Source organism: Sorangium sp. So ce1335, assembly GCF_051521615.1.
Classification (GTDB): Bacteria; Myxococcota_A; Polyangia; order Polyangiales; family Polyangiaceae; genus Sorangium.
In genome coordinates this window covers 12,813,127-12,836,881 of sequence record NZ_CP150363.1, presented here as the reverse complement: position 1 = coordinate 12,836,881, position 23,755 = coordinate 12,813,127, and the positions used below count along the sequence as shown (strand labels likewise).

Here is a 23,755-nt window from a genome sequence, read left to right as displayed (position 1 = left end):
GGGAGGAGGAGCGCTCAGTTCTTGAGGGAGAGCGGGCCCTCGCCGGCCTTGGCGTCGCCCTTCATCTCGTGCGAGTTGGGATCGTACTTCGAGGTGCACTTGGCCATCACGAGGCTCGCCTCGAAGTTGCCGTCCTGCTGGAGCGCGCCCTCGACGGTCACCTGGACCCCGCCGCTCGGGACGTCGCGGAAGGTGTCGGGGATGACGCACTGGGCGTAGCGCACGGGCAGCTCGGCCTGCGTGCCGTGGATCTGGAAGCGGTACTCGCAGGGGGAGTCGCGCTTGACGAGCGTGCCCGGCACGAGCTCGCCCTCGACGCGGACCTTGCGGCCGGCGAGCTTGTCCTTCGAGGCGAGGAGCTGGTCGACGGGCGTCGCGTAGACGGCGGCTTCCTTGAAGCCGACGAGGAACAGGGCGACGAGCGCGCCCACCATGACGAGCAGCGTGGCGAGCAGGCCGACGCTGCGCGAGGGGCGCGGCTTCGGCTGCGCGCTCGGCGCGGCCGGCTTCACGACCGCCGGGGTCTCCTGCTGCTCTGCGAGAGACAGCGCCTGGGCCAACTCTTCATCCAGCTTCTTGCTCATCGTGGAACCCTTCAGGCACCAGGCTAGCCCGCGCTCCACGGCCGGTCGAGCGCCACCTGCTCTGGCCCGAGCCGGGCCGGCGGCGTCCCGCAAGATCTGGACAGCTTTACCGGACTTGTCCCTCGCGAGCGGACTCCACGAACTCGCGCGCCTGCTCGCGGAGCATCGGGACGTCCTCGGGGTCCGGGGCGGTGAACAGGACGCGCAGCCCGTCCGCCGCCTCGACGACCCTGCCGCGCGCGCCGGTGCGGGCCATGTCGAACAGGCGGCAGCGCGTCGCGGTGTGGCTCGGCGGCCGGCCCCCGGCCGCGCGGATCTCGCCGAGGTGGGCGTCGAGCTGGCGGGCGAGCGTGTCGAGCGACGTCGCGCTGGCGCCGGGGCTCGGGGTCATCACGATCTGCACGCCGTGCGGGATGTCCTCCGCGGTGACGCTGGTCGACGCGGCGAGCTCCTCGCAGAGCGCGTGCTCGTCGACCTCGCGCGCCGCGCGCTCGCGATCACCGCGCGGCCATCCGTTGTCCGCGGGCCCCCTGCCGAGCTCGCCCGAGCCCGGCCCCGGCGCGTGCCGTCGAGCGGCGCCCGGCGGCAGCTCGTCGGTGCCGTGAGGCCCCTCGTGGTAGGGGCCCTCGCGGTACGGCCCCTCGTGGTAGGGGCCCTCGTCGTGGGGCACCTCGGACTCGAACGTCGGCGTCCCGGTGACCGGCTGGGCCGTCTGCCGCTGCCCGCCGCACCCGGAGGCGAGCGCGAGGAGCGCGAGGGATCCCAGAGCAACGTGCAAGCGGTGAATCGACGCGTTCATGGCGGCCTCCTGGAGGGCTCTAGCGCAGGTCGGTCGCACGCGTCCTCGACAGCGCGACCGACCTGGGTGGAGCGGGCGGTGCGCGCCGGCGCCCGGACCCGCCGGGCGGGTTCCTGGGGTTCTCCCGGCCAGTGCCGCTCGGCTAACGAGCGCCGGCGCTGCGATCCTGCTCGAGCGAGCCTCTCGCGCTGGCGGCTTGCAGGCGGCGTGCCGGCTCGCGGGATCCCTTGCGGAACGTCCCCGGCCGGCGCGGACCGGCACCGTGCTGCACGTCGCGGCGCGCGCCATGCTGCCGAGCGACCGGGAGCGAGGCCGGCGATGGCCGCCTTGGCGACTCGACCGCGACGGCCCGGTCGAGCTGGCAGCGCGCCCGTTCAGGCCGGCGGCTGGCGGCGTGACCGAACCAAGCCCCCGTCACGACGTCCGCCCTGTCACGCTCTGCGGACGGCTGCCCGGCTCGATACGCTGCCGCCGTTCTTGCGTCGCGGCGATCCCGGGCGGCATGCTGGACGCGAGGCGAGATGGACTGGAGCCGGTTCGACGCGCACGGAGAGGACAAGAGCACAGCCTTCGAGGCGTTCTCCGGGCAGCTCTTCGAGCGCTGGTGTCGGAAAGTGCACGGCGCAGCGCTGGGCGAGGTTCGCTTCGTGCGCGGCGACGGGGGAGACGGAGGGGTGGAGGCCTACGCGCTGCTCGCTTCGGGCGACTGCATCGGGCTGCAGGCCAAGTGGTTCGAAGGGGGGCTCGGTAACGACCAGATCAGGCAGGTCGTAAAATCGCTCCGCACAGCGATCAGGAACCGGCCCCGGCTCATCCGCTACTGCGTCGCGCTTCGCCAGAACCTGACGGACACGCGCGGAAGAAACGAGGTGACTGAGCGCCAGCGCTGGGACGAGTTTCTCCTGAAGGCCAGGAGCATCGCCCCGGGCACGTCCATCGAGCGCTGGGATGAGCGGCGGCTGGAGAGCTTGCTGGTCGAGCCGGGAAACGAGGGCTTGCACGCCTACTGGTTCCCCGGCAGCGTCGCCGTGCTGCATGACCTCGAGCGCCGATTCGAGGCGCAGCAGTGCAGATGGCTGAGGGGGCGCTACATCCCGGATCTCCACGCCGCCGGCAAGCTCGAGGAGGATCTGTCGATCCGGCTGGGCTCCCCCGACGCGCGCTCGCCCCTCTTCCGACGCGCGCTGGCCATCGCTGCGGAACTCCAGGCCGTCCACCGCGACGTCGCCCGCCTTGATGGAGATCCGACGTTCATGGGCTCGCCCGGGGCCGCCGAGGTTCGCGACCGAGCGCTCCGCGCGCTTGACAGGATCGTCCGAGCGGCCGAGGCGGATGTGCAGGCGCTCCGCGTGGGCGCCGAGCGAGCGGCAGGCGCGTCGGTACAGGGCGACGACGTGCAGGCCGTGCACCGACTCGAGGTCGCGCTCGCGCAGCTCGCCCGGAACGCGCGCCGCTCGCGCACCCCCACCTGCAACATCCACCAGCGTGTCAAGCGGTGTCTGGGCGGGGAGAAGGCCGCCCTCCTGGATCTCTCGGCCACGAAGCACTGGTGGGAGCGTATTTCGCGCATCGCAGCCTACCTGGGCCCGCCAGGCGCGGGCAAGACGCACGGCCTGGCCCACGCCGTCCGCGCGCGCCTCGACGCGGGCCTACCAGCGCTCCTGCTCCGGGCGAAGGACTGCCCCTTGTCCGACGGGTGGGAGGGGATCCTCCGGAAGGCGCTGGATCGGCCGACTACGCCGCTTGAGGAGCTCCTCAACGCGCTCGAGGCAGCCGCGGTGCGCGCCGATGTGCGCCGGGCCAAGCCAGAGCCGGCCAGCGCCGCCGAGATCGCGCTGGAGCCGACGCGTGTTCTCCTGGCCATCGACGCCCTGGAAGAGTCTGGCGCCCACCCCCGCTGGGCCGAGCTGCTCGGGGAGCTGCCAGTGCACCTGGCGAGCCATCCGCGCCTCCGCGTGGCCGTCACGCTCCGCACAGCCAGCGGCGAGGCCATCCTCGGAGGTGTGCACAGGCGCCGCGACGTCATCGACGAGGTGAGGCTTCCGGAGGGCGGCGAGGTACAAAAGCTGCTCCCGGAGTACTGCCGGTATTACAAGATCGATCTGCCGGACACGCGGCTACGCTGGGCCATCCGGGATCCGCTCAGCCTCAGGCTCTACTGCGAGCTCCGGGTGGAAGCCCGGCTGAGCGCTAGAGAACCGCCTGCGGATCGTCAGGCTGTCTCGCTCCCTTCACTTTTGGGGAAAAAGCTCAAGCATATCGAGGAAGACCTGCGTCTCGGCGGCGGATGGAGCGACCGCGACACACCGTTCCATCTCATGCTCGAGATCATCGCTGTCGAGTACATCCAGCGCGGCTCGGCGCTGCAGCGCGACGACGTCATCGAGCTTGCGTCCGGCGAGATGCCATGGCTTCCCGCCGACAGCTGGAGCTGGATCCTGGACCAGTGCGAGGAGCGTGGGCTGCTGCTCATGCACACTGACGAGCCCGATGGCCCTCTGGGGCGTAGAATCCAGTACGTCGAGCCGGCGCTCGATCCGCTGATCGACTTCCTCATCGCTCGGCGAGTATGCGAGCAGATCGGCGCACCCAGTGTACCCGATACGGCGCGAAGGCTGTCCGCACATCTGCGATCGCGCCCGGACGCCGTCACACAAGCCGCGGTGCTCCTGGCGCAGGAAAAGGGAATCAGCCTGGTTCGGTCGGGCCTGTGGGCGGAGGATCTTCCAACCGAGGAGCTCGAGCGCCTGGAGCTACGCGCGATCGCCACGCTGAACAGCGATGCGGCCCGCCGTCATGAAGACTGGGTCCTGGCGCGACTCCGGTCCAGCATGCCCTCGTGCCGACGCGTCCTGAAGGAGCTCTGCATACCTGTCGCTCGGGACGACGAGAGCCCGTTCGGTCCGCGCTTCGTGCACGAGGCGCTTCGCCCGCTTCAGCCGGCAAAGCGTGATCTGTTCTGGTCCGGTCCGCGCTATCTACATGGCGAAGCCGACCAGCCCTGGGCGGGTGAAGGCGACGAGGCGCTCGAGCTGCTCGAGCTGGATTCGGACGATACCGCAGAGGGACCGCCGCTGCTCTTGGCCTGGGCGCTCACGTCGGTCGATAGCCGATGGCGCAGAGAGGTGCGTGCGAAGCTCGCGCGCTGGGGAGCAGGACAGCTCGATGAGCTTCAGCGGTGGCTTGACCTCGCCTTCCAGACCAACGATCCGCAGATGGCGGAAGACGTTGCCATGGTCGCCTTCGGCGCGGCTTGCCTCGCGGGGAGCGACGTGCGCCTGGCGAGCCTGGCGCGATGGGCGGAGGAGAACCTTCTCGCGCTGGATGCCCGTCATCGCCGCGAGGATCTCGCCGTCCTGCACGCCGCGCGAGGGATCGTGGAGCGCGCTCGCGTGATGGGTGTGCCGGTCGATGTCTCGGCTGTGGAGCGAGCCCAGAGCTTCTACCGGACCGATGGCGGAACGCTGCCGTTCGATGCAGCCGCCGCGAGGACCGCCAGCGACCATGACGGCGTACGACCGATCACCGGTGACCTTGCGTGGTACGTCGTGCCTGCCTCGATCGAGGGATTCTTTCGGCCAGTGAACCATCATGGTCGGGCGACCCCCGATCCTGCGCTTTCCCTCGCAACGGACGAGCTACTGTCAGCAGCGATGGCGGGCACGTTCGGACCGCTGCGGGAAGATGTCCAGCGGGCGGTGGAGGAAGAAATCGAGCGACGAAGAGCACATGAGCACATGTGGGGATTTTTGCTCGGTCGCGCGACACACCAGGACGCTCCAAGAATGAGCGAGGCGGACACCGCCGAGGGGGCGAAGCCGAGGGCGGACACTTGCGATCGCGAGGAAGCCCGCCTGCTCGATGAGCACCTCAAAGCGTCGGTGGAGCGTGGGCCCGCTGGACGATTGGACCCGCGCGCCGTGGCCATGCTCGCGGAGTACGCAGAGCTGGCGCAAGTCGAGACATTGACGCCTCAGCGGTTCGCCTTCGGAGTGCTGAAGGCGCATCTGCAAGACATGGGGTGGAGCGAAGCCGAGCTCTCCGAGCAGGGACCGAGCTCTCGAGCCAGCATGGACGGCGCCATCATGTGGGCCCATTGGCCAGCGGCGCACGGCGGGCGCAGCCCGATCTGCACGATTGCCGAGAAGTACGTTTGGACTGGTTGTCGGCTCCTCGGCGCTCATCTTGCCGGGCGCATCCCGTTTTTATGCGATTCATGGGGCGGCGTTTGGGTCGGGCCCCCTGTGGATCCTGTGCTCATCGCGTCAATGGAACCCAACCCGGCTTCGGACGTCCCTGAAGGGCCCGAGCACCTTGCGGCCGCTGCCTGGAGCTTCTGGCCAGATGACGCGCTGGTCGTCAAGTCGCCCTCGCTCGCTCGAGCTCAGGCCGCACGAGCAGTCGAATGGGTTCGCACTGCGCCTTTACCGGATATTCGCCCCTGGCTGGTGCTGCAGCGCCATGCCTCACCGCCACAGATCGCGGACATGGAGGACGACGACTGGCTCACGTTGCGATGCCTCGTCAGCGCGAGGGAGGATGACGCGCAAGCCGACTCCCAGATCAGGATCTGGTCGGCAGGCGTGAATGAAAGCGACGCCGTTCTTCTCGCGCGGGATCTGAAGCTCGGGATTCGGGCGCAGCTAGATAGGTTCGTCGAGCTGCCGGAGGAGACTGTACGTCGGGCTGGATTCGTCGATCCCACGGAGGCCGTTTGGGCGCCGTGGCTGACTCACGTGGCCTGCGGCGGGAGCGTGATCACCGTGGATGATCAAGGAGCGCTCAGGCCGGTTGACATCTTGACAGCCACCGCCGAGACGGACTGGGCGTCCTCGACGGGAGGCAAAGAGATCTGGGTACCCGCGCACTGGATCCGATGCGCCATAGGGCTAACTGACGCCAGACCGGCGCACGGGGGTGCCGAATGGCACTTTGCGGATCGAGGAGGAGTCATCCACGCTCTATACACCTCGAGAAGCAAGGACGGCGAGATCCGCCGGGCGCTCATCGTCCGACGACGCTCCCTGGAGGCCGCGACGAGCGGCCGCGGGCTGACTCTGCTATGGCTCGGGCAGCTGCACCGGGAGCCCAGCGCGGAGCTACGCAGCTCACTCCGGGAAGAGGAGCGCGATCTCCACGGCGTCTGGTCCTGGCTGGCGAGAATGTTCGCTACAGGTCCGGCTGTCATCCATGAATCCGGGTCGGAGTTTTTCTCCAGTAGCAAGCCGGAACCGCGGCTCCCGCGTGCCACGCAGGAGGATGCCACCAGCGCCTCGCTTGTCCCGGTAGGCCCTGTCAACCCGGGTCTAGCCGTGCCCCTCTCCACCGAGCTCAGCGACGATGCGATCCCCTATTTCCTGTGGGACGATCCGATGCCCGTCAGCGAGCTCCGTCGTCGCCTCGCGACCGCCCCTCCCCACGAGCGCGTCCAGCTCCTCGGGAAGATACTCCGCGAAGCCCGAGATCCCGACGTGTGGCACTTCACGACGCCCGGAGAGATTGCCGCTCGATTCGGCACGCTCGCACGTCATCTGGGGCGGCGACGACGCTTCTGGGAGTTCTTGCTCAACCGCTGGCACATGGAGGGATTGCTTGAGCAAAAGCCAGCTTAGCCCGCTCCAGGAAGAGATCCTCGCCGCCTTCTTCCGTCGCGAGCAGCGCTTCTTCCTCACCGGAGGCGCAGCCCTCGCCGGCTTCCATCTCTACCATCGTCGCACAGCCGACCTCGATCTCTTCACCACCCATCTCAGCGCTGCCGGAGCACCGAGCACCCTTGACGCCGGTGATGCAGCCTTGCGCGCAGCCGCCGAAGAGCTCGGCGCTACCGTCGAGAACCTGCAGACCTCACCGGACTTCCGCCGGCGCCAGGTCACACGGGGCGCCGATCGCGTGGTGGTCGACCTCGTGCTCGAGCGCGTAGTCCAGGGCTACCCGAATAAGCCGATCGTCGGCGACATCCGGATCGATCCTCCAGAGGAGATCCTGGCCAACAAGCTCTGCGCTCTCCTGTCCCGCTCAGAGCCTCGCGATCTCGTCGATGTTTACGCCCTCGAGCGCACCGGCCTCCGTGTCGAGCAGGCGCTCGAGCTCGCCGTCCGGAAGGACTCTGGCCTCACGCCGGCCCAGCTGGCCTGGGTGCTCTCGGAGATCCAGATCGCCGAGGACGCCCGCCTTCCCGGGGGAATCTCGCCCGATGATCTTCGTGACTTCCTTGAGAAGCTCATATCTCGGCTCACCCGTCTCGCTTACCCAGAGAAGGTGTAATCTCCCTCGTGGGCTCGAGGCGTTCTGGCGGCAGGCGGGGGACAGGCGCTCGACCACGGGGACAGGTCGAGCCCTCATGAAGGGCGACGCGGACTGTCGCCCGGAGCAACATGAGAAAGTACCTTGCTCGTCGTAATGCGATCGCAACGGGGGTGGTCTGCCCCGGGGTTGGTCTGGCGGCGTCCTGGAGCCCTCTGATAACGTGGCCGCACTCGATGTTTCCCTCGGCCCTCGGAGCGCCGTCACCTGGGATTGGGCGTGGAGCGGTGTCGCGAGGTGACCGACGACCGGCGTCGTCCTCGCGCGATGCGTGGGATTGCCGGTCGCCTGCCGGCGGGCGTGCGGGGAGCGGCGCTATCCGATCGGCTCGGGCTCGGCCTGGGTCTTCTTCCTGGCGCTGGCGGCGCGGGCCCGCTGTTCGGCGCGCCGCTCTTCTTCCGCCGCGTCCTCGTACGGCGAGAGCAGCCGGTCGCGGAGGAGCGCGTGCGTCTCGTCCTTGTCGTCGTCGTACTCGGCATGGACCTGGACCAGGAGCGTGCCATAGGCCTCGTGCCACGCCTCGATCGCCTTGACGGCCGGATCCGCGCCCTTCGCCTCGGTGACGCCGAGCTTCTTGCCGTACAGCTCCGTCCAGCGCCGCAGGCGGCCTGCCTCGGCCGACAGGCCGAGGCGCTCGACAGCCGCCTTCACGTCCTTGCCGTCGAGCGCCTTGATCATCGCGCTCATGCGCACCCATTGCTGGGAGTAGACGAGACGGATGAAGTCGGTGCCCGACGACAGCACCTCCGAGCGCACCAGCAGCGCATCGCGACGGCGCGCCGCCTCGTCATCCGTCAGCGGCAGGATGTCGTCGTGATCGAACGCGCGCTCGATGCTGGCGAGCTGGCCGCTGAACGCTCCGATGCACCGGTCGGTGCCGCGATCGATCTCCACCATCGTGGCGTCGAGGCTCCCGAGCGGATCGAGGGCCTCGGTGGACGCAATGACGGACTGGACCGCTGCGTCGACCTTGGCAGCGAGCTTGATCTTCTTCGATCTCAAGGCCTCCCGGTGAGCGGCCAGCTTCGTACCTGCAACAATGCACCCGCTCGGCGTGAGCCGGCGGGCGAGTAATGCGGCTTTTCCCATCAGACCCGGCTATCGGGCTCACGATGACCCGGCAAGGCGGCAGCATGCATTCGACGCACCGCGACATGCCGGCGGGCGTCCCTCCACGCGCCGCCGCACGCCGGCCGGCGTCCCCCCACGCGCCGCCGCACGCCGGCGGGCGTCCCCCCACGCGCCGCCGCACGCCGGCCGGCGTCCCCCCACGCGCCGCCGCTCGCCAACGGCGGTCCCCCCACGCGCCGCCGCTCGCCAACGGCGGTCCCCCCACGCGCCGCCGCTCGCCAACGGCGGTCCCCCCACGCGCCGCCGCTCGCCAACGGCGGTCCCCCCATGGCCCCCAGGAGGCGGGCCAGGGATCCGAGGGGAGATTTCAACGCAAAGGCGCAAAGGCGCAAAAAGACAGAGATATTTGTAGTTTCCGGTCCCTGAGCTCGTCCTTCCGTCGCGTGGACCACGCTCCGCCTGCGAGGCGGCTCGCCGGTCGCGACGGCCAACAAAATTTCTCTGCTTTTTTGCGCCTTTGCGCCTTTGCGCCTTTGCGTTGAATTCTCTCTCTCCGCTCGCGAGGTGGATCGCTGACAAGATTTCGGCCCCGCGGTACTAGGCTCGGCTGCCGCCCCCGCCCGGCCGCGCCGCGCGGGGGCCGCGCGTGCGAAGAATGCGACGCCCCCGACCGCCCCTCCCCGTGATCTCCGCCCTGCTCGTGCCGCTCGCCTGCGGCGCGGGCGCGTGCTCCGGCCAGCCGATGACGGCATCCCCCGCGCCCGCTGGCACGGCGGCGCGCGCCGTGAGCCGCGAGCCGGCCGCGGCCCCGGCGGCAACCCTCCCGGTCGACGCGCTCGCGGCGGCGGCCGGCGGCGCGGCGCAGCCCGGGCGCACGCCGCTCGGCGCGCCGCAGGTGGAGCCGCTCCCGTTCGCCATCGAGCCGTCGCTCGACGGCCGCTCGGTGGTGTTCGTCGCCGGGACGTCGTCGGATCGCGTCGGCTGGGCGCGGCGCCTCGACGCGGCGACGGGCGAGCTCGGGCCGCCGATCCAGCTCGTCGACGAGCACCTGGCCGGCGCGCTCTCGTCGGCCGGCGGAGGCACCACGCTGATCACCGCGCAGGGCGACGAGATCTGCGCGACGGCGTACCTGCCCGGCGAGACCTCGGCCGCGTCCCGCGCGTGCGCGAAGGCCCGCGCGCACGCGATGGCGGCCGTGGGCGAGCGCGTCGCGCTGCTCGATCTCGAGGTCGTCGGCGGCGCCGCGCGGCGCGACAAGGCCGCCGCGGCGAAGCCCGCCCGCAAGACGCCCGCGGCGAAGCGGGACGGGAAGGCCGCGAAGGCGCGCAGCAAGGCGACCGAGAAGAAGCGCGACAAGGCGACCGAGAAGAAGCGCGACAAGCGCGGCGCGGACCGCGGGCGCGACGGGCGGCCGAAGAAGAGGGCGCGCCCGGCGCCCCGGCCGAAGCGGCCGGACCCGCTGCCCGAGGTCGAGGTGCGGCTCCGGTGGATCTCGCCTGGCGAGGGGATCGCGGCGACGTCGTCCCCCACGGGGCTGCGCTTCCGGCCGCCGCTCGACGGCATGGCGCTGATCGACGCCGGCGGGAGGCCGGGCGCGATCGACCTGCTCCACTACGCGGCGAGCTCGAAGAAGAGCGCGTCGTGGCTCGGGAGCGCGCAGATCGCCTTCGCGTCGCTCGGGGAGGACGGCAAGCTCGATCCGGGCCGACGCGCCGTCGTGGTCGAGGGGGATCTCGAGTACGGCGCGCTGCGCGGCCACCAGGATCCGCGCCTCGTGACGACGGGCGCGGGCGCGGTGGTCGTCGACGTGACCGGCCGCAACGGGGCGTGCCAGGCGACGCGCGTGGCGCCGTCGCTCCAGCGGATCGGCGGCGGCCCCAGGGCGGTCTGCGCCGTGGATCCCGCGCGGCTCGCGGACGCGACGCCGCTCGCGCCGGCCGAGATCGCCGCGCTCGAGCGCATCGCCGCGAGCGGCGCCCGGCGCGCCCCGGGGCAGCCGGCGTACGATCCGGGGCTCGCCGCGTGGGCGGGCGATCGCGCCTACTTCCAGACGGGCGCCGGCGCGCTGTTCTCTGCCTCGCGCGCCGACGGGCAGCCGCGCCGCGAGCCGGACCCGTTCCCGGCGAGGCGCGTGCGCATCGCGTGGGGCGCGCTCGCGCCGGACGGCGAGGGGCTCGCCTTCGCCGCGGGGCAGCTCTACCGGCTCGACGCGCGCGGGCAGGTCGCCGCGACGGCGGCGCCGGCCGGGGCGGCGGCGCCGGAGGGCCTCGTCGCCGCGACGCCGGGAGCCGCCGCCGCGCCTGGCGCCGTCGCCGCGCCCGGCGCCGCCGCGCCTGGCGCCGTCGCCGCGCCCGGCGCCGCCGCGCCTGGCGCCGTCGCCGCGCAGGGCGCCGTCACCGCGCAGGGCGCGCCGGGAACGCCGATCGGCGAGCCGGAGCGGCCCGCGGACAGGCGGCGCGCCGCGCGCATCGGGGCGTCCTGGTGGCTCGCGAGGACCGACGTGGTGCGGCTCCTGCCCGAGCCCCTCGTCGTGCCCGCGCTGCGGGGGCGCGCCCACGAGGACGCCACGGCGCTCGTCGGCGGCCGCGAGCGGGGGCTCTTCCTCGAGGTGCTCGGCGACCGGCTCCAGATCACCGGGATCGACGCCTCTGGCGCGCTGGTCGCGCCCGGCGCGCTCGCGCAGGCCGCGCCCGGCGCGCTCGCGCAGGTTGCGCCCGCCGCCGGCGCAGCAGGCCACGCGCCGCCGCCCGCCGGCGCAGCAGGCCACGCGCCGCCGCCCGCCGTCGCGATCGCGTCGCCGGTGCGCGCGGGGTTCGACGCGTGCGAGCGCCGGGGCGGCGGGGCGATCGTGGCGGGCGTCAGCGCCGCGGATCCGACCCGGGTCGTGGCGCTCTCGATCGACGCGCTCGGCCGGCCCGGCGCGGTGCGCGAGACGTCGCTGCCGCTCGCCGAGGGCGACCTCGCGGTGCGGCTCGTCGCCCTGCCCGAGGGGGGCGCGCTGCTCAGCGACGCGGCCCGGCGCCACGTGGTCTGGCTGGACGACGACGGCGCGGAGCTCGCGTCGCAGCCGTGGCCGGCCGACGACACAGGCGCGCTCTGCGTCGACGGACAGCCCGCGCGGCGCGCCGTCCCGGCCCCCGCGCCCGGCGCCTTCGTGACCGTCCCGGAGCTCGCGGCCCCCGGCGCCTGCGTCGTTGGTGACGCCGTCTGGGCCGCCGACGGCAGCCTGCGGTGGTTCGGCAGCGCCGTGAGCGGCCTCGACGCGCAGGCCGAGGCGGGCGTCGCGCGCCCCGCGCTGCCCGCGGGCGCGGCGGTGCGCCCCGCCGCGACGGAGCCCGGGGAGGCGCCCGCCCCGGCGCCCCCCGCCCCGCCCGCGTGCCCCGCGGACATGGTCGCCGTCGACGGCGGCCGCTTCTGCATCGACAGGTTCGAGGCGATGCTCGTCGACGGGGCGACCGGACAGGCGCTCTCGCCCGACTACCCGTCGACCCCGAACCTCCTCGAGCTCACGCTCGCCGCCTGGTCGACCGGCCGGCAGCGGATCGGCGACGTCCACGCGCGCGCCTTCCCGCTGCCGCTGCTCCCCGGCTGGCAGCGCGGCCGGGCGACCGCCGCCCTGGCCCGCTCCCGGTCCGGGGTGCGGCCGAGCGGCTACGCGACAGGCCTCGTCGCCGAGAGCGCCTGCGCCGCCGCCGGCAAGCGGCTGTGCTCTGTCGACGAGTTCGTCACGGCGTGCCGCGGCGAGGACGACACGCTGTACCCGTACGGCGACACGTACGAGGAGGGTGCGTGCAATGTCTTCCGGGCAGGGCACCCGGCGGCCGCGCTCCACGGCAACGCGTCCGTCGGCCACCTGGATCCGCGGCTCAACCGCGTGCGCCTCGGCCCGGAGCCGCTGCTCCGGGAGACGGGCGGGAGCCCCCGGTGCAGGAGCCGCTGGGGCAGCGACGCGGTCTACGACCTCGTGGGCAACCTCGATGAGTGGGTGGACGAGCCGGGCGGCGCGTTCGCCGGCGGCTTCTATTCGCGCTCGACCCGCGCCGGCTGCGAGGCCCTCGTCACGTCCCACCCGAAGAGCTACCTCGACTACTCGACCGGCGTCCGCTGCTGCCAGGACGGGCCCCCTGCGGCCGCGATGGACGCGGAACCGGCGGCGCCCGCAGGTCCCGCGGCGCCCGCAGGTCCCGCGGCGCCCGCAGGTCCCGCGGCGCCCGCCGGATCAGCGCCGCGGCTGCCCGGGGACCTGCCGGAGCATTCCGGTCACGGCGAACGCGGCGGAGATCACGAGGAGCACGTGGGTCCAGTTGTCCGCGGGCAGCACACCGAACACGGCGAGCAGCCACATCAGCAATGACACGGCGGCGACGCTCCAGAGCACGCCATCGGTCCAGTGTCTCATTCGGCCCCTGTCGACAGGCATTTGTCCAGGGATGAAGCGAACCGCGTGCCACACCGTCGCGGGCGCGCGCGTCCGCGTGCTACGTTGGGCAGTGATGAGCGCGTCCTCCTCCGCCATGCAAAGCGATCTGGAAAACCCGACGGAAGAGCACCGGATGCTGCGGCAGATGGTGCGCGATTTCGCCCGCGAGGTCGTCGAGCCCCAGGCCGGCGAGCACGACCGCACGGCCAGCCTCAACGTCCCCCTGATGCAGCGGCTCGGCGAGCTCGGCCTGCTCGGCGTGACCATCCCCTCGGAGTACGGGGGCGCGGGCATGGACGCGCTCGCCGCCGTGATCGTCCACCACGAGCTCGCGAAGAGCGATCCCGGGTTCACCCTCGCGTACCTCGCGCACGCGATGCTGTTCGTGAACAACTTCTTCCACGCGAGCAACGACGAGCAGCGCGCGCGCTACCTGCCCAGGGTGCTCTCCGGCGAGTGGATCGGCGCGATGGGCATGACCGAGCCATCGAGCGGGACAGACGTCCTCGGCATGAAGACGTTCGCCCGGCGCGACGGAGACCGGTACATCCTGAAAGGGCGCAAGGCGCTCATCACGAATGCGCCGGAGGCGAGCGTCTTCCTCGTCTATGCGACCATCGAGGGCCGGATCACGACCTTCGTCGTGGAGCGGGGGTTCCCCGGGTTCTCCACGGACGAGAAGACCCCGAAGATGGGTATGCGGGCGAGCACGATGAGCGAGCTCATCTTCGATGATTGCGTCGTGCCCGCCCGGAACGTCCTCGGCCAGGAGGGGGGCGGCATCCGCAACATGATGAGGAACCTCGAGATCGAACGGCTCACCCTCGCCGCCATGAGCCTCGGCATCGCGGATCGCTGTCTGGACATCATGATCCAGTACGCCGGGGAGCGGAGGAGCTTCGGCAAGCCGATCGCCGAGCACGGGCAGATCCAGCGCTACATCGCGGAGAGCTACGCGAAGACCGAGGCGGCGCGCGCGCTCATCTACTCGGTGGCGCGCAACGTCAGCCCCGACCGGCGCAACCGGCTCGGGACGGACGCGGCCAAGCTCTTCGCGGCGCCGGTCGGCAAGGAGGTGGCCGACAACGCCATGCAGGTGCTCGGCGGCTGGGGCTATTGCACCGAGTACAAGGTGGAGCGGTTCTTCAGGGACGCCAAGCTGCTCGAGATCGGCGGCGGCACGCTCGAGTCCCATCAGAAGAACATCACGCGAGAGCTGATCGGCCGCATGACCAGCTGACGCCCCAGACCGCGCCGGACCAGCTCGCCATGGGCGGTCCGCGTGGGTCGGCGACGGATTGTCGTGGACGGTCGCCGGCTGTCCATCACGACGTCTCGTGGGGAGTCGCCCACGGGACGGCGTCGCGATGAGGTCCTGTCACGCCTCGGTAGCGGAAAGGCAGCGCTGGGTTTGCGGTCCGGCCATCGAGGCGCCACGCGTCTCCGTCACGATCGCCAACCATGGATTGGGGAGATCTGGCGACGGTCGCGCCGACGGCGCTGTCATCCACCCTCTACGCGACGCTACAGGCCTCCTTCCACTGGAGGATCGCGCGGCATCGCCTGAAGGCGCGGCGCGAGCCGCCGCAGCCGCTCGGGGCGACCCCGGTCGTCAGCATCCTCAAGCCGGTGGCCGGCGTCGACGACGAGCTCGCCAGCAACCTCGAGTCGTTCGCCCACCTGGATTATCCCCGTTACGAGATCGTCTTCGGCGTCGCCTCGCGCGAGGACCCGGCGGTGCCGGTGATCCAGGCCTTCATCGCCGCGCACCCCGAGGTGCGGGCGCGGCTCTGCCTGACGGACCCGACCGAGGCGTTGAACCCGAAGGTGGCGCAGCTCCTCGAGCTCGAGCGCAGGGCGGAGGGCAGCGTGCTCGTCATCTCGGACGCCAACGTGCGTGTCCGCCCGGACTATCTCCGGTCGCTGCTGTCGATCTTGATGCGGCCGGGCGTGGGGCTCGTCTCGAGCGTCGTCGTCGGCACGGGGGAGCGCACGATCGGCGCGGTGGTCGAGAACGCGCAGCTCGGGTCGTTCATCGCGCCCGGGGTGGTCGCGGCGGCCGAGCTCGCGGGGCGGGCGATCAGCGTGGGGAAATCGATGGCCATGCGGCGGGTCGACCTCGATCGGGTGGGAGGGTTCGAGAGCGTGGCCAGCGTGCTGGCGGAGGACGATATGCTCGGGCAGCGCTTCAGCGCGCGCGGGTACGTCGTCGAGCTCTGCCTGGATCCTATCGAGAACCGCAACGCGAGCTGCTCGCTGATGCGCACGCTGGATCGGCACACCCGCTGGGCGAAGATGCGGCGCGCGCTCGCCCCGCGCTGCTTCGCGGTGGAGCCGTTCAACGCGCCGCTGCTCGTCGCCTGGATGACACTGCTGCTCAGCCCGACGCAGCTCGCGCTGGAGCTCTGGCTGTTCGCCTGGGCGCTGCAGAGCCTGGGGACGCTCCTGGCGCTGAGACAGCTGCGGCCGGCGCACGCCAACACGGCGCTCGTCGCGGCGGAGCCGCTGCGGACGCTGTGCTGGTTCTTCTGCTGGCTGAACGCGTACGCGAACCGGCGGGTCGCCTGGCGGGGGAACGCGTTCACCCTCGGGGCGGGGTCCGAGCTGGTGGCGGCGGAAGAGCCGGCTTCCCTGGGGTCGCCGGCCAGGTAAAGAGGCCGATCCGGGCGGCGGGGGATGGGGGTCAGAGGTGGACCGACGCGACGCCGAGGGCAGCGCCGGCCAGGATGAGCCAGAGCGAGCTCACGCGGTAACGGACCAGCAGGAACGCCGCGACGATCGCCAGGGCGGCCGTGAGCCAGTCGACCACCGCGGCCCGCGTGAGCCGGTAAGCGACGACCGCCATCAGCGCGAGCGACGCGGCGTTCACGCCGTCGAGGAAGGCAGAGGCCACGGCAGAGCGACGGAGGCGGGGGATCAGCGGGCCGCTCAGGGCGACGAAGAAGAACGCCGGGAGGAAGATGCCCGCCGTGGCGACGAGAGCGCCCGGGAACCGGCCGAGGACGTATCCGATGAACGTCGCCGTGGTGAAGACGGGACCGGGCGTCACCTGGCCGACCGCCACCGCGTCGAGGAGCTGCGCCTCCGTCATCCACCGATACCGCTCGACGAGATCGGCGCGGAGAAACGCGAGGAGCACGTAGCCGCTCCCGAAGAGGACCGAACCCACCTTGAGGAAGAACAGGAACAGCGGGAGGAGACCGAACGGCGCGCTCGCCGCCGCGGCCGCGGCGCCGCCGGCCAGCGGGGCGGCGACGCCGCCGGCCAGCGGGACGACGGCCGCCGCGCCGGCCGAGGGGCCTGCGGGGCGCCCGGCCGCGAGGCGGTGCGCCACGGCGAGCGCGCCGGCGCCGGCCAGGACCGCGAGCTCGTGGACGCCGAGCAGGATCGCCCCCGCGCAGAGCGCCGCGAGGACGAGCGAGGGCCACGAGCGCAGGCCGGCGCGACCGAGGCCCCAGAGCGCCTGGACCACCACCGCGATGATCACCGGCTTCACGCCGTAAAGGAGCGCTGACATCTCCGGCAACGCGCCGAACCGGACATAGCCCCACGCAAAGCCGAGCGTGATCAGCGCCGCAGGGAAGATGAAGCAGCCGCCGGCGACGAGCAGCCCCGCCCAGCCGGCCCGGCGGTGCCCGATGTGGATCGCGAGCTCGGTCGAGCTGGGCCCCGGGATCAGGTTCGTCGCACCATAGAGGTCGAGGAAGTCCTCGCGCGTCATCCAGCCGCGCCGGCGGACCACCTCGTCCTCCATCATGGCGACATGGGCCGCGGGGCCCCCGAAGGCCGTGGTCCCGAGCCGGAGAAAGAGCAGCGCGAGCTCCCGGAGCTCCGCGCGGCGCGCCTGCGCGGACGCCCGGGCATCGCCGCTGGCCAGGCCTTCGCTCATGAAGGGTGTCTACCCGAAAACGGGCACCACCGCGCGTCCATCGAATGGAGCCGCCGCGGCGAGCCCGCCCGGGCAGCCCAGAGCGCCGCCGCGGCGAGGCCGCCCGGGCGGCCCTGGGCGCCGCCGCGGCGAGGCCGCCCGGGCGGCCCTGGGCGCGGCCCGTGGGCGCCGTCAGCGCGTCAGACGGGGGGCGGCGGGATCTCCGGCGGGACGAGGAAGAACACCTTGCGGGTGCTGAGCGTCGTCACGCCGTCGCCGGTGACGACGATGCTCGCCGTGAACATCTGCGGTGTTTCCTTGGGCGGCACCGCGGCGTTGATCTTCGGGATCACGTCGAAGCAGACCGTGGGCCCGGGGAAGACGTTCGTATAGGTGTCCGCGACGCCGTCGCGGTCCTTGTCGACGACCCTGAGCCCCGAGGTGCACGGCTCCTGCGCCTCGTTGTTCGCGATGATCTTGTCGACGAAGGAGCTCACCGCGTCGATCGCATCGCCCTCCTCGTCGTCCACCGCCGCCGCCGAGATGTCGAGGGTGACATAGGTCGTGAGCACCTTGATCGCCTGCACGACGGCCAGGCTCAGGCCGGTGCCGCTGCTGGAGATCTGGAACACGAGCGGGCACTTGCCGTTCGCCGCCGCCACGCCTTTCCCGCCCTCGCCGGTGCAGCACTGGCCGACGTCGCACCGCGGCGGGCGCATGCCCTCCGGCCCCCACGCCGTCGGCGGCACCACCGAGCCGGTCGCGAGCGCGCCGGCCGTGAGGTCGGCCTTGGCCTCGCTCCCGTCATCGAGGTCCGTCACCATGCCGATGAGGCGGCCGCCCAGGCTGGTCATCGCGCTGAGCGCCTGCGTGTAGCTGGGGGACGAGAGCCCGGTGTAGTTGTAGCTCGGCACCGTCCCGTTGTGGTTCGGCACGTCGGTCATCATCACGACGATGGGCAGCGAGCCGGCGCGGAAGCCGACGCCGCCGATGTGCCCCACCGTCTCGCCCGCCGGGATCGCGTCGGGCGGCGCGGTCATCGGATCGAACGGGGGCACGCGGGCGCCCCCCTCTCCGGTGCCCGCCCCGCGGGCGATCTGATAGAGCGCCTCCCAGCCGCTCTCCGGCGTGTCGCCGCCGCCCGAGGCCAGGAGATCATCCACCGCGTCCTGCACCGAATTCCGCCCTTCTGGCGTGAGCACGCTCATCACCCGGTGCTCCAGGAAGAACGGCTTGTCGGCGCCCCCCCCGTACGGCGACCTCGGGAAGTCCTTGTAGTGAGTCACGCCGATCCCGATGCTCGGGATCCCGTCGGCGAGCTGATCGATCATGTCCTGGAGCGTCGACCTCAAGCTCGATATCACGTTGCCCATCGACGAGGTGGTGTCCATCGCGAACACCACGTCCGCCTGCGAGATGTCGGTCGAGAAGTCGAGCGTGTCCTCCGCGGGGGTCGGAGCCTGCATGTACGGCACGACGAACACGAAGTCCCCGTTCGCCTGCGGGTTGTCCAGGTCGTCGTCCGGGTTCGTGCCCGCGGCGTGCTCGATGAGGTCGCTCACGCCGTCCTCATCCGTATCGTCGCTCGCGATGCTGGACTCCCCCGGGTCGAGCACCCCGTCGCAATTCACGTCCTCGAGCTCATCGAGCAGGCCGTCGTTGTCGCTGTCGAGATCGAGGAAATCGCCCCCGCCGTCCTGGTCGCTGTCGCTCGGCAGCATGTCGCGATCGCCGTCGCCCCGCTCGACCTCGTCGGACCGGCAATCGCCGTCCGAGTCGAGATCGCGGAACGCCGGGATCCCGTCGCCGTCGGCGTCGATCTCCCGCTCGAAGCGGTCGAGGATGCCGTCATTGTCGGAGTCGGTGTCGCGGAAGTCAGGCCACCTGTCGTCGTCGGTGTTGATCGGGTCGGACACGTCCCGGCCCAGCTCGATCTCGTCGGAGAGGCCGTCGCCGTCGTCGTCGAGGTCGGCGTAGTTGGGCAAACCATCCTCGTCGAGATCCTCGACCCCCTCCACCCCGTCGGCGAGTCCGTTCCCATCGGAGTCCTCGTCCCGGAAGTCGGGCACCCCATCGCCGTCGCTGTCCGGCAGACCCATGTTCCCTGGCCGGATGGCGCCCTCGATCGCGTCGGGCACCCCGTCGCCGTCCGCGTCGGTGTCCTCGAAGTCCGGCTCGCCATCGCCATCCGTGTCGATCGCATCGGCGCGCCCCTCGTCCTCGTCGCTGATGCCGTCCTCGTCCGTGTCCTCGACCGTCGGCGCCGGCTCGACCGACGTCCCGCCCGGCGGCGACGGCCTGGTCTCCGACACGGCGTTGCAGCCGAGCGGCACCGAGAGCAAGAGGCTGTAGACAAGAGGGCAAAGACTGCGACGCATAGGAGCTCCTGCGCGAATGTGGGCGCAAAAAGCCTAGACGCTTGGCGCAATCCGGATCAACCGACATTCCATGGAGATGTGAGCCCTGCGCCATCGAGGGTCCGGCGGATTGCCGGGCAGCGATCGCCGAGGGCCAGCGCCACGCGCATCGGCACGGCAGCGGCCGCCACGTCACCTGATGCGTTAACAACGGAATACGAGGCGCGGTCGCCGCAGATGCCGCGGACGATCGAGCGCGACCTCACGCCGGCCGTCGATTCAGCGAAGTTTCAGGCGAGGCACCGAGACGGTCACCGTCTCATCCGCGGGCGCCTCTTGCCGGTAAGGGCAGTGGCGGCACTTCGAGTTGCAACAGCTCCCCCGCTTCAGGTGATACGCCGCCGTGAAAACCACCCGGCCTCCCTCGAGGTAATAGTCCTCGCCCTCGATCGCCTTGAGAGGTTTCGGCCCGCGCATCGACCCTCGATCAAGCTACTCCGAAACGCGCGCGGGCGCCATCGCGCGGGCGCCCTGCGTCCCTCCGCCCTTCCTCGTCTTGGTCATCGATCATCGTGGGCGTCGTCGGCCTCGTCGGCGTCGTCGGCCTCGTCGGCGTCGTCGGCCTCGTCGGCTTCTCCGGCACGCGCGCGCACGCCTCGATGCGCACACGCACGCCGGCGCCGCGACGCCCGCGCGCCTCCCGTGCTACGCCTGCGCTGCCCGCCGCACCTCGCCTGCACCGGCGGGTCCGCCCGCGATGCCCGATCGATCCTGCTCGAAGCTCCTCCGCGCCCTGCTCCCGCTCCTCGCCGCGACCGGCTGCGACGGCTGCCCGAGCTCGAAGCCCTACACGCCCTACACGCTCGGCTCGGCGACGCCCGCCGGCTCGCCGCCGCCGCTGAGCGGCGCGGCCCCCGGCGCCGCGGACGCCCGCCCCGAGGCCGACGCCGGCGCCGAGGACGCGGCCGCCCCGCCCCGCTTCGCTGTCGTGCAGAGCGTGCCGGCGCCCGCGGGCGGCAAGCAGTGGCCCCTCGAGGGCGGCGCCGTCGTCGCCGCGCCGACCGGGCGCACCTTCGAGACCGGGCTCCTCCTCGACGTCGACGGGGACGGCGCGCGCGACCTCGTCGCGTGGGCGCGGTCGCCCGACGGCCTGCGCGGCGAGCTCCTGCTCGCGCCCGCCGCGCGGCCGAAGGCGCTGCGCACGCTCACCGCGCTCCCCGGCGATCTCGCCGCGCAGGGGTGCACCCCGCGCGTCGGCCTCAGCCAGATCGGCCCGTCCGCGCTGGCCCTGGATTTCGCCCCGCAATGCGGCGACCAGCAGCGCGCCGCCAGCGCGGGCGCCACGCGCTGGATCGCCGTGATCCGCCTCCCCGGCGCGGGCGAGGGCGCGCCGCCGGAGCTCGCCCTGGAGCTCCGCCTCCGGGCCCCGCCGCCCGAGGAGGCGCTCTCCGCCGCCCTCGAGGTCGCCGACCGCGACGCGGACGGCCGCGACGACCTCGTCGTCACGGTCGGCCTCTCCGGCGCGCTCCGCCCCTTCTCCGCCCCCGGCCCTAAAGGCGCCGCCGCCGAGCTCCGCGCCCCGCTCGTCTTCCTCGATCGCCCCGCCGGCCTCTCCCGCGACGCGGCGCAGCCCGGCGCGACGCTGCGCGACCTCGCCGCCTCCCTGCTCCGCGACGCGCGGGGCAAGTCCACCGCGCCCTCGGTGGCCGCCGCTGCCCAGCGGCTGCGCCGGCTCCACGCCGCCCTCTGCGCCGACGCCGCGGGCGGCGACGGGGCGAGCGCCGGCCGCGACGCCGCGCGCGCCGGCGAGGCGCTCGTCTGGACGGGCGCCGGCCCCGTGCGCTGCGGGGAGCCGGGCCTCGCGGCGTCGATCGACAGCGCCGAGGCGGTCGCCGCGTCCACGCGCGGCGCGCCGCTCGCGGCCGTCGCGGCGCTCGACCGCGGCGGGGCCGAGCCCCGCGCCAAGGAGGAGGCGAAGCTCCTCGCGAAGCTCGCGCCGCCCGCGACCCCGACCGCCGTGTACCGCACCGCCGCCGCGCCGCAGCCGGCCGCCCCCGGCGCCTTCGGCCCGCTCGCGTTCGAGGCGAGCGGCGCGCTGCTCGTCCGGACCGCGCAGGGCGTCGTCCGCGTCGATCCAGCGGCCTCCACCGAGTCCGCGACCGACGTCCCGCCCTGGCCCGCGGCGGTCCATGCCGGCCCCGCGCAGCTCGTCGCCGTCGAGCGGCGCTGCGACGCGTCCACGCTGCTCGCGCTGTTCCGCAGCTCGCCCGACGCCGTCGGCGAGATGGAGGTCCCGCTCCCGCTGCTCCGCGCGCAGGGCCCTCGCGCCCGCGCGGGCTCGCCCGCGCGCTGCGCCGGGACGGAGCGGCTGCCCTTCTCCCCGCTGGCTGCGTCCGCGAGCGGCTTCGACATCGCGCTCGGCGCCGCGCTCGTCTCGATCGACCTGCGCGCCGCCGCGCCGACGTCGTCCGCGCTGTCGTTCCCGCTGACCACGCCCGCCCCGCAGGGCGCGCCGCGGTCGCCCGACGGCGCCACGCTGGCGGTCCCCGCCGCCGGCGGGCTCCTCGTCGCGACGGCCGGCGGCGCCGCGCGCCTCTGGTCGGGCGGCGACCTCGCGCAGGCGACGGCGTGCGCGCCGGCCAACGGAGGGGCCCGCGTCGCGTGCGTCGTCGGCGCGGCCGCGGTGATCTTCGAGGCGAAGTGACGCCCCGGCGGCCGTGGCCCCGGGGGTCAGCCGGGGATCAGCCCTTGTTGACCCGCTCCAGGTACTTGCCGTCGGCCGTGTCGATCTTGATCCACTCGCCCTCCTTCACGAAGAGCGGGACGTTGACCGTCGCGCCGGTCGACACGGTGGCGGGCTTCGTGGCGCCGCTCGCCGTGTCGCCCTTCACGCCCGGCTCGCTGCTCACGATCTGGAGCACCACGTGCGGGGGCATGCTGACGCCGATCGGCAGCCCGTTGAACAGGGTCACGTCGATCGACATCCCGTCGCTCAGCCACTTGGCGTCGTCGCCGATCTTGTCGCCGGGGACGGTGAGCTGCTCGCCGGTCGCCGGGTCCATGAACACGTAATCCGTGCCCTCGGGATAGATGTACTGGAGGCTGCGCTCTTCCACGTCCGCCGGCTCCAGCTTCTCGCCCGATTTGTACGTGCGCTCCAGCACGGCGCCGGTCGCCATGTTCCGGATCTTGACGCGGGTGAACGCCTGCCCCTTTCCCGGCTTGACGAACTGGAAGTCGATGACCGAGTAGGGCTGGCCGTCGACCATCATCTTGAGGCCTTTTCGGATGTCGCTTGTGTCCATGGGCAGAGCTTCCTGGTAGCGTAAGGGCGGCCTGTCGGCGAGGCCGGGGATCCGCGGGCGGGCCCCCTGGCGCGGCTCGGGCGTCCGCGTTCGCGGCGTCCCTAGCGCGGGCCGGGAGTCCGCGTTGGCGGCCCCCTTAGCACGAGCGCGGCCCCCTGCACAGGGCGCGGTTTCAGGACCTGAAAATGCACGACTTCGACGACGAGCTCCGGGAGATCAAGCGTGAGATCGTGGAATCCCGTGGGCTCATCATCAAGACGAACAACCTAACGAACGCCCTCGCCGCCGATCTGAAGAGCATCTCGAAGCGCCAGATGGCGTACGAGCGGCGCGCTTTCTGGAACAGCGCGAGCGCGAACCTCCTCTTCGTGATCGTGGTGATCGGGGTGGTCAAGCTCGCCTGGGACGCCCGGGTCGACGCCGTCCAGGCCGAGACGAAGGGCGCGCGCGACCGCATCGCCAAGCACGAGGCCGATCTCAAGGAGATGCAGCAGCGGAGCGACGCGCGGGCCAAGGCCGAGAGCGACGCCGCGGCCTTTTACGAGCTCATCCGTGCCGAGCGGCGGCAGGAGGTGATCGAGGGCTTCGAGGCGCTGCGGAAGGCGCCGCTCACCCGGGCCGAGCTCGCGTTCTTCACGGACGCCGTCGACAAGGCGCGGTCGGAGCTCTCGATCAAGTCGTACCAGACGGGCCTCGATCACATGCGGACGGGCCGCTGGCACGAGGCCGCGGTCGCCTTCGAGGACGCGATCCGCCAGAAGGAGACGGCGTCGCACACCCCGTCGGCCCGGCTGAACCTGGCGCGCGCCTACCGCAGGCTGAACCGGCAGCGCGACGCGATCCCGCTCCTGATGACGCTCTCCGAGGCGTCGCCCGACCGCGAGGTCATGGACGACGCGACGTTCCTCCTCGCCGAGTGCCTCCTCGACATCCAGGCCTGGAACGACGCGAAGACGACCCTGCGGTCGTTCATCCGGCGCTTCCCGGACAGCGCGTTCATCAACGACGCGCGCCTCGCCCTGGCCGACGTCTCGCTCCGGCACTGACG

At 72.3% G+C, this 23,755-nt stretch carries 14 protein-coding genes; 7 read left to right on the top strand and 7 right to left on the bottom strand.

Annotation, left to right across the window (positions count from 1 at the left end):
• Positions 1 to 14: 14 nt before the first annotated feature.
• Positions 15 to 584 carry a cytochrome c maturation protein CcmE gene (locus WMF24_RS47915; RefSeq protein ID WP_437734195.1) on the bottom strand — a complete coding sequence of 190 codons (570 nt, stop codon included), beginning with the start codon at positions 582 to 584 and terminating at the stop codon, positions 15 to 17.
• Between the two features lie 106 nt (positions 585 to 690).
• Entirely contained in the window at positions 691 to 1,383 is a 693-nt protein-coding gene (locus WMF24_RS47910; protein ID WP_437734194.1) for a hypothetical protein, read from the bottom strand.
• Positions 1,384 to 1,904: 521 nt separating this feature from the next.
• Here WMF24_RS47910 and WMF24_RS47905 point away from each other — a divergent pair.
• The gene (locus tag WMF24_RS47905; RefSeq protein WP_437734193.1) at positions 1,905 to 6,995 is read left to right on the top strand and encodes a hypothetical protein; all 5,091 of its coding nucleotides are present in this window, start codon (positions 1,905 to 1,907) and stop codon (positions 6,993 to 6,995) included.
• Entirely contained in the window at positions 6,976 to 7,647 is a 672-nt protein-coding gene (locus tag WMF24_RS47900) for a nucleotidyl transferase AbiEii/AbiGii toxin family protein (protein WP_437734192.1), read from the top strand. Before WMF24_RS47905 ends, WMF24_RS47900 begins: the two co-directional genes overlap by 20 nt.
• Before the next feature lie 354 nt (positions 7,648 to 8,001).
• Here the strand turns inward: WMF24_RS47900 and WMF24_RS47895 are convergent, their stop codons facing one another.
• Entirely contained in the window at positions 8,002 to 8,688 is a 687-nt protein-coding gene (locus WMF24_RS47895) for a phosphoenolpyruvate--protein phosphotransferase (protein ID WP_437734191.1), read from the bottom strand.
• A gap of 751 nt (positions 8,689 to 9,439) precedes the next feature.
• Between WMF24_RS47895 and WMF24_RS47890 the strand changes: the two genes are divergently transcribed.
• The 3 genes from WMF24_RS47890 (at position 9,440) to WMF24_RS47880 (ending at position 15,829) form a co-directional block, all read left to right on the top strand.
• Positions 9,440 to 13,111 (top strand): hypothetical protein, encoded by a 3,672-nt coding sequence (locus WMF24_RS47890; protein ID WP_437734190.1) that lies wholly within the window; start codon positions 9,440 to 9,442, stop codon positions 13,109 to 13,111.
• A gap of 139 nt (positions 13,112 to 13,250) precedes the next feature.
• Positions 13,251 to 14,417 carry an acyl-CoA dehydrogenase family protein gene (locus WMF24_RS47885; RefSeq protein ID WP_437734189.1) on the top strand — a complete coding sequence of 389 codons (1,167 nt, stop codon included), beginning with the start codon at positions 13,251 to 13,253 and terminating at the stop codon, positions 14,415 to 14,417.
• A gap of 221 nt (positions 14,418 to 14,638) precedes the next feature.
• Positions 14,639 to 15,829 (top strand): glycosyltransferase, encoded by a 1,191-nt coding sequence (locus WMF24_RS47880; RefSeq protein WP_437734188.1) that lies wholly within the window; start codon positions 14,639 to 14,641, stop codon positions 15,827 to 15,829.
• Between the two features lie 31 nt (positions 15,830 to 15,860).
• Here WMF24_RS47880 and chrA read toward each other — a convergent pair whose 3' ends face one another.
• The 3 genes from chrA to WMF24_RS47865 form a co-directional block, all read right to left on the bottom strand.
• Complete coding sequence (gene chrA / locus WMF24_RS47875) at positions 15,861 to 17,066, bottom strand: chromate efflux transporter (RefSeq protein ID WP_437734187.1); 1,206 nt, start codon at positions 17,064 to 17,066, stop codon at positions 15,861 to 15,863.
• A 179-nt stretch (positions 17,067 to 17,245) separates the two neighbouring features.
• Positions 17,246 to 19,423, bottom strand: a complete 2,178-nt coding sequence (locus WMF24_RS47870; protein WP_437734186.1) for a VWA domain-containing protein — start codon at positions 19,421 to 19,423, stop codon at positions 17,246 to 17,248.
• Between the two features lie 258 nt (positions 19,424 to 19,681).
• Positions 19,682 to 19,879 carry a DUF5522 domain-containing protein gene (locus tag WMF24_RS47865; RefSeq protein ID WP_437734185.1) on the bottom strand — a complete coding sequence of 66 codons (198 nt, stop codon included), beginning with the start codon at positions 19,877 to 19,879 and terminating at the stop codon, positions 19,682 to 19,684.
• A gap of 280 nt (positions 19,880 to 20,159) precedes the next feature.
• Between WMF24_RS47865 and WMF24_RS47860 the strand changes: the two genes are divergently transcribed.
• Positions 20,160 to 22,106 (top strand): hypothetical protein, encoded by a 1,947-nt coding sequence (locus tag WMF24_RS47860; RefSeq protein ID WP_437734184.1) that lies wholly within the window; start codon positions 20,160 to 20,162, stop codon positions 22,104 to 22,106.
• Between the two features lie 37 nt (positions 22,107 to 22,143).
• Here WMF24_RS47860 and efp read toward each other — a convergent pair whose 3' ends face one another.
• Positions 22,144 to 22,707: an elongation factor P gene (efp, locus tag WMF24_RS47855; RefSeq protein ID WP_437734183.1), complete on the bottom strand. Its 564-nt coding sequence runs from the start codon at positions 22,705 to 22,707 to the stop codon at positions 22,144 to 22,146.
• Positions 22,708 to 22,892: 185 nt separating this feature from the next.
• Between efp and WMF24_RS47850 the strand changes: the two genes are divergently transcribed.
• Positions 22,893 to 23,753, top strand: a complete 861-nt coding sequence (locus WMF24_RS47850) for a tetratricopeptide repeat protein (RefSeq protein WP_061607258.1) — start codon at positions 22,893 to 22,895, stop codon at positions 23,751 to 23,753.
• The last annotated feature ends 2 nt before the right edge of the window (positions 23,754 to 23,755 follow it).

Bases quoted from the DNA above. Each gene is read 5' to 3' on its own strand.
- WMF24_RS47880 (WP_437734188.1), top strand. From the start codon at position 14,639: ATGGATTGGGGAGATCTGGCGACGGTCGCGCCGACGGCGCTGTCATCC.
- WMF24_RS47865 (WP_437734185.1), bottom strand. From the start codon at position 19,879: ATGCGCGGGCCGAAACCTCTCAAGGCGATCGAGGGCGAGGACTATTAC.
- WMF24_RS47885 (WP_437734189.1), top strand. From the start codon at position 13,251: ATGAGCGCGTCCTCCTCCGCCATGCAAAGCGATCTGGAAAACCCGACG.
- WMF24_RS47905 (WP_437734193.1), top strand. From the start codon at position 1,905: ATGGACTGGAGCCGGTTCGACGCGCACGGAGAGGACAAGAGCACAGCC.
- WMF24_RS47870 (WP_437734186.1), bottom strand. From the start codon at position 19,423: ATGCGTCGCAGTCTTTGCCCTCTTGTCTACAGCCTCTTGCTCTCGGTG.
- efp (WP_437734183.1), bottom strand. From the start codon at position 22,707: ATGGACACAAGCGACATCCGAAAAGGCCTCAAGATGATGGTCGACGGC.
- WMF24_RS47850 (WP_061607258.1), top strand. From the start codon at position 22,893: ATGCACGACTTCGACGACGAGCTCCGGGAGATCAAGCGTGAGATCGTG.
- WMF24_RS47910 (WP_437734194.1), bottom strand. From the start codon at position 1,383: ATGAACGCGTCGATTCACCGCTTGCACGTTGCTCTGGGATCCCTCGCG.
- WMF24_RS47860 (WP_437734184.1), top strand. From the start codon at position 20,160: ATGCCCGATCGATCCTGCTCGAAGCTCCTCCGCGCCCTGCTCCCGCTC.
- chrA (WP_437734187.1), bottom strand. From the start codon at position 17,066: ATGAGCGAAGGCCTGGCCAGCGGCGATGCCCGGGCGTCCGCGCAGGCG.
- WMF24_RS47915 (WP_437734195.1), bottom strand. From the start codon at position 584: ATGAGCAAGAAGCTGGATGAAGAGTTGGCCCAGGCGCTGTCTCTCGCA.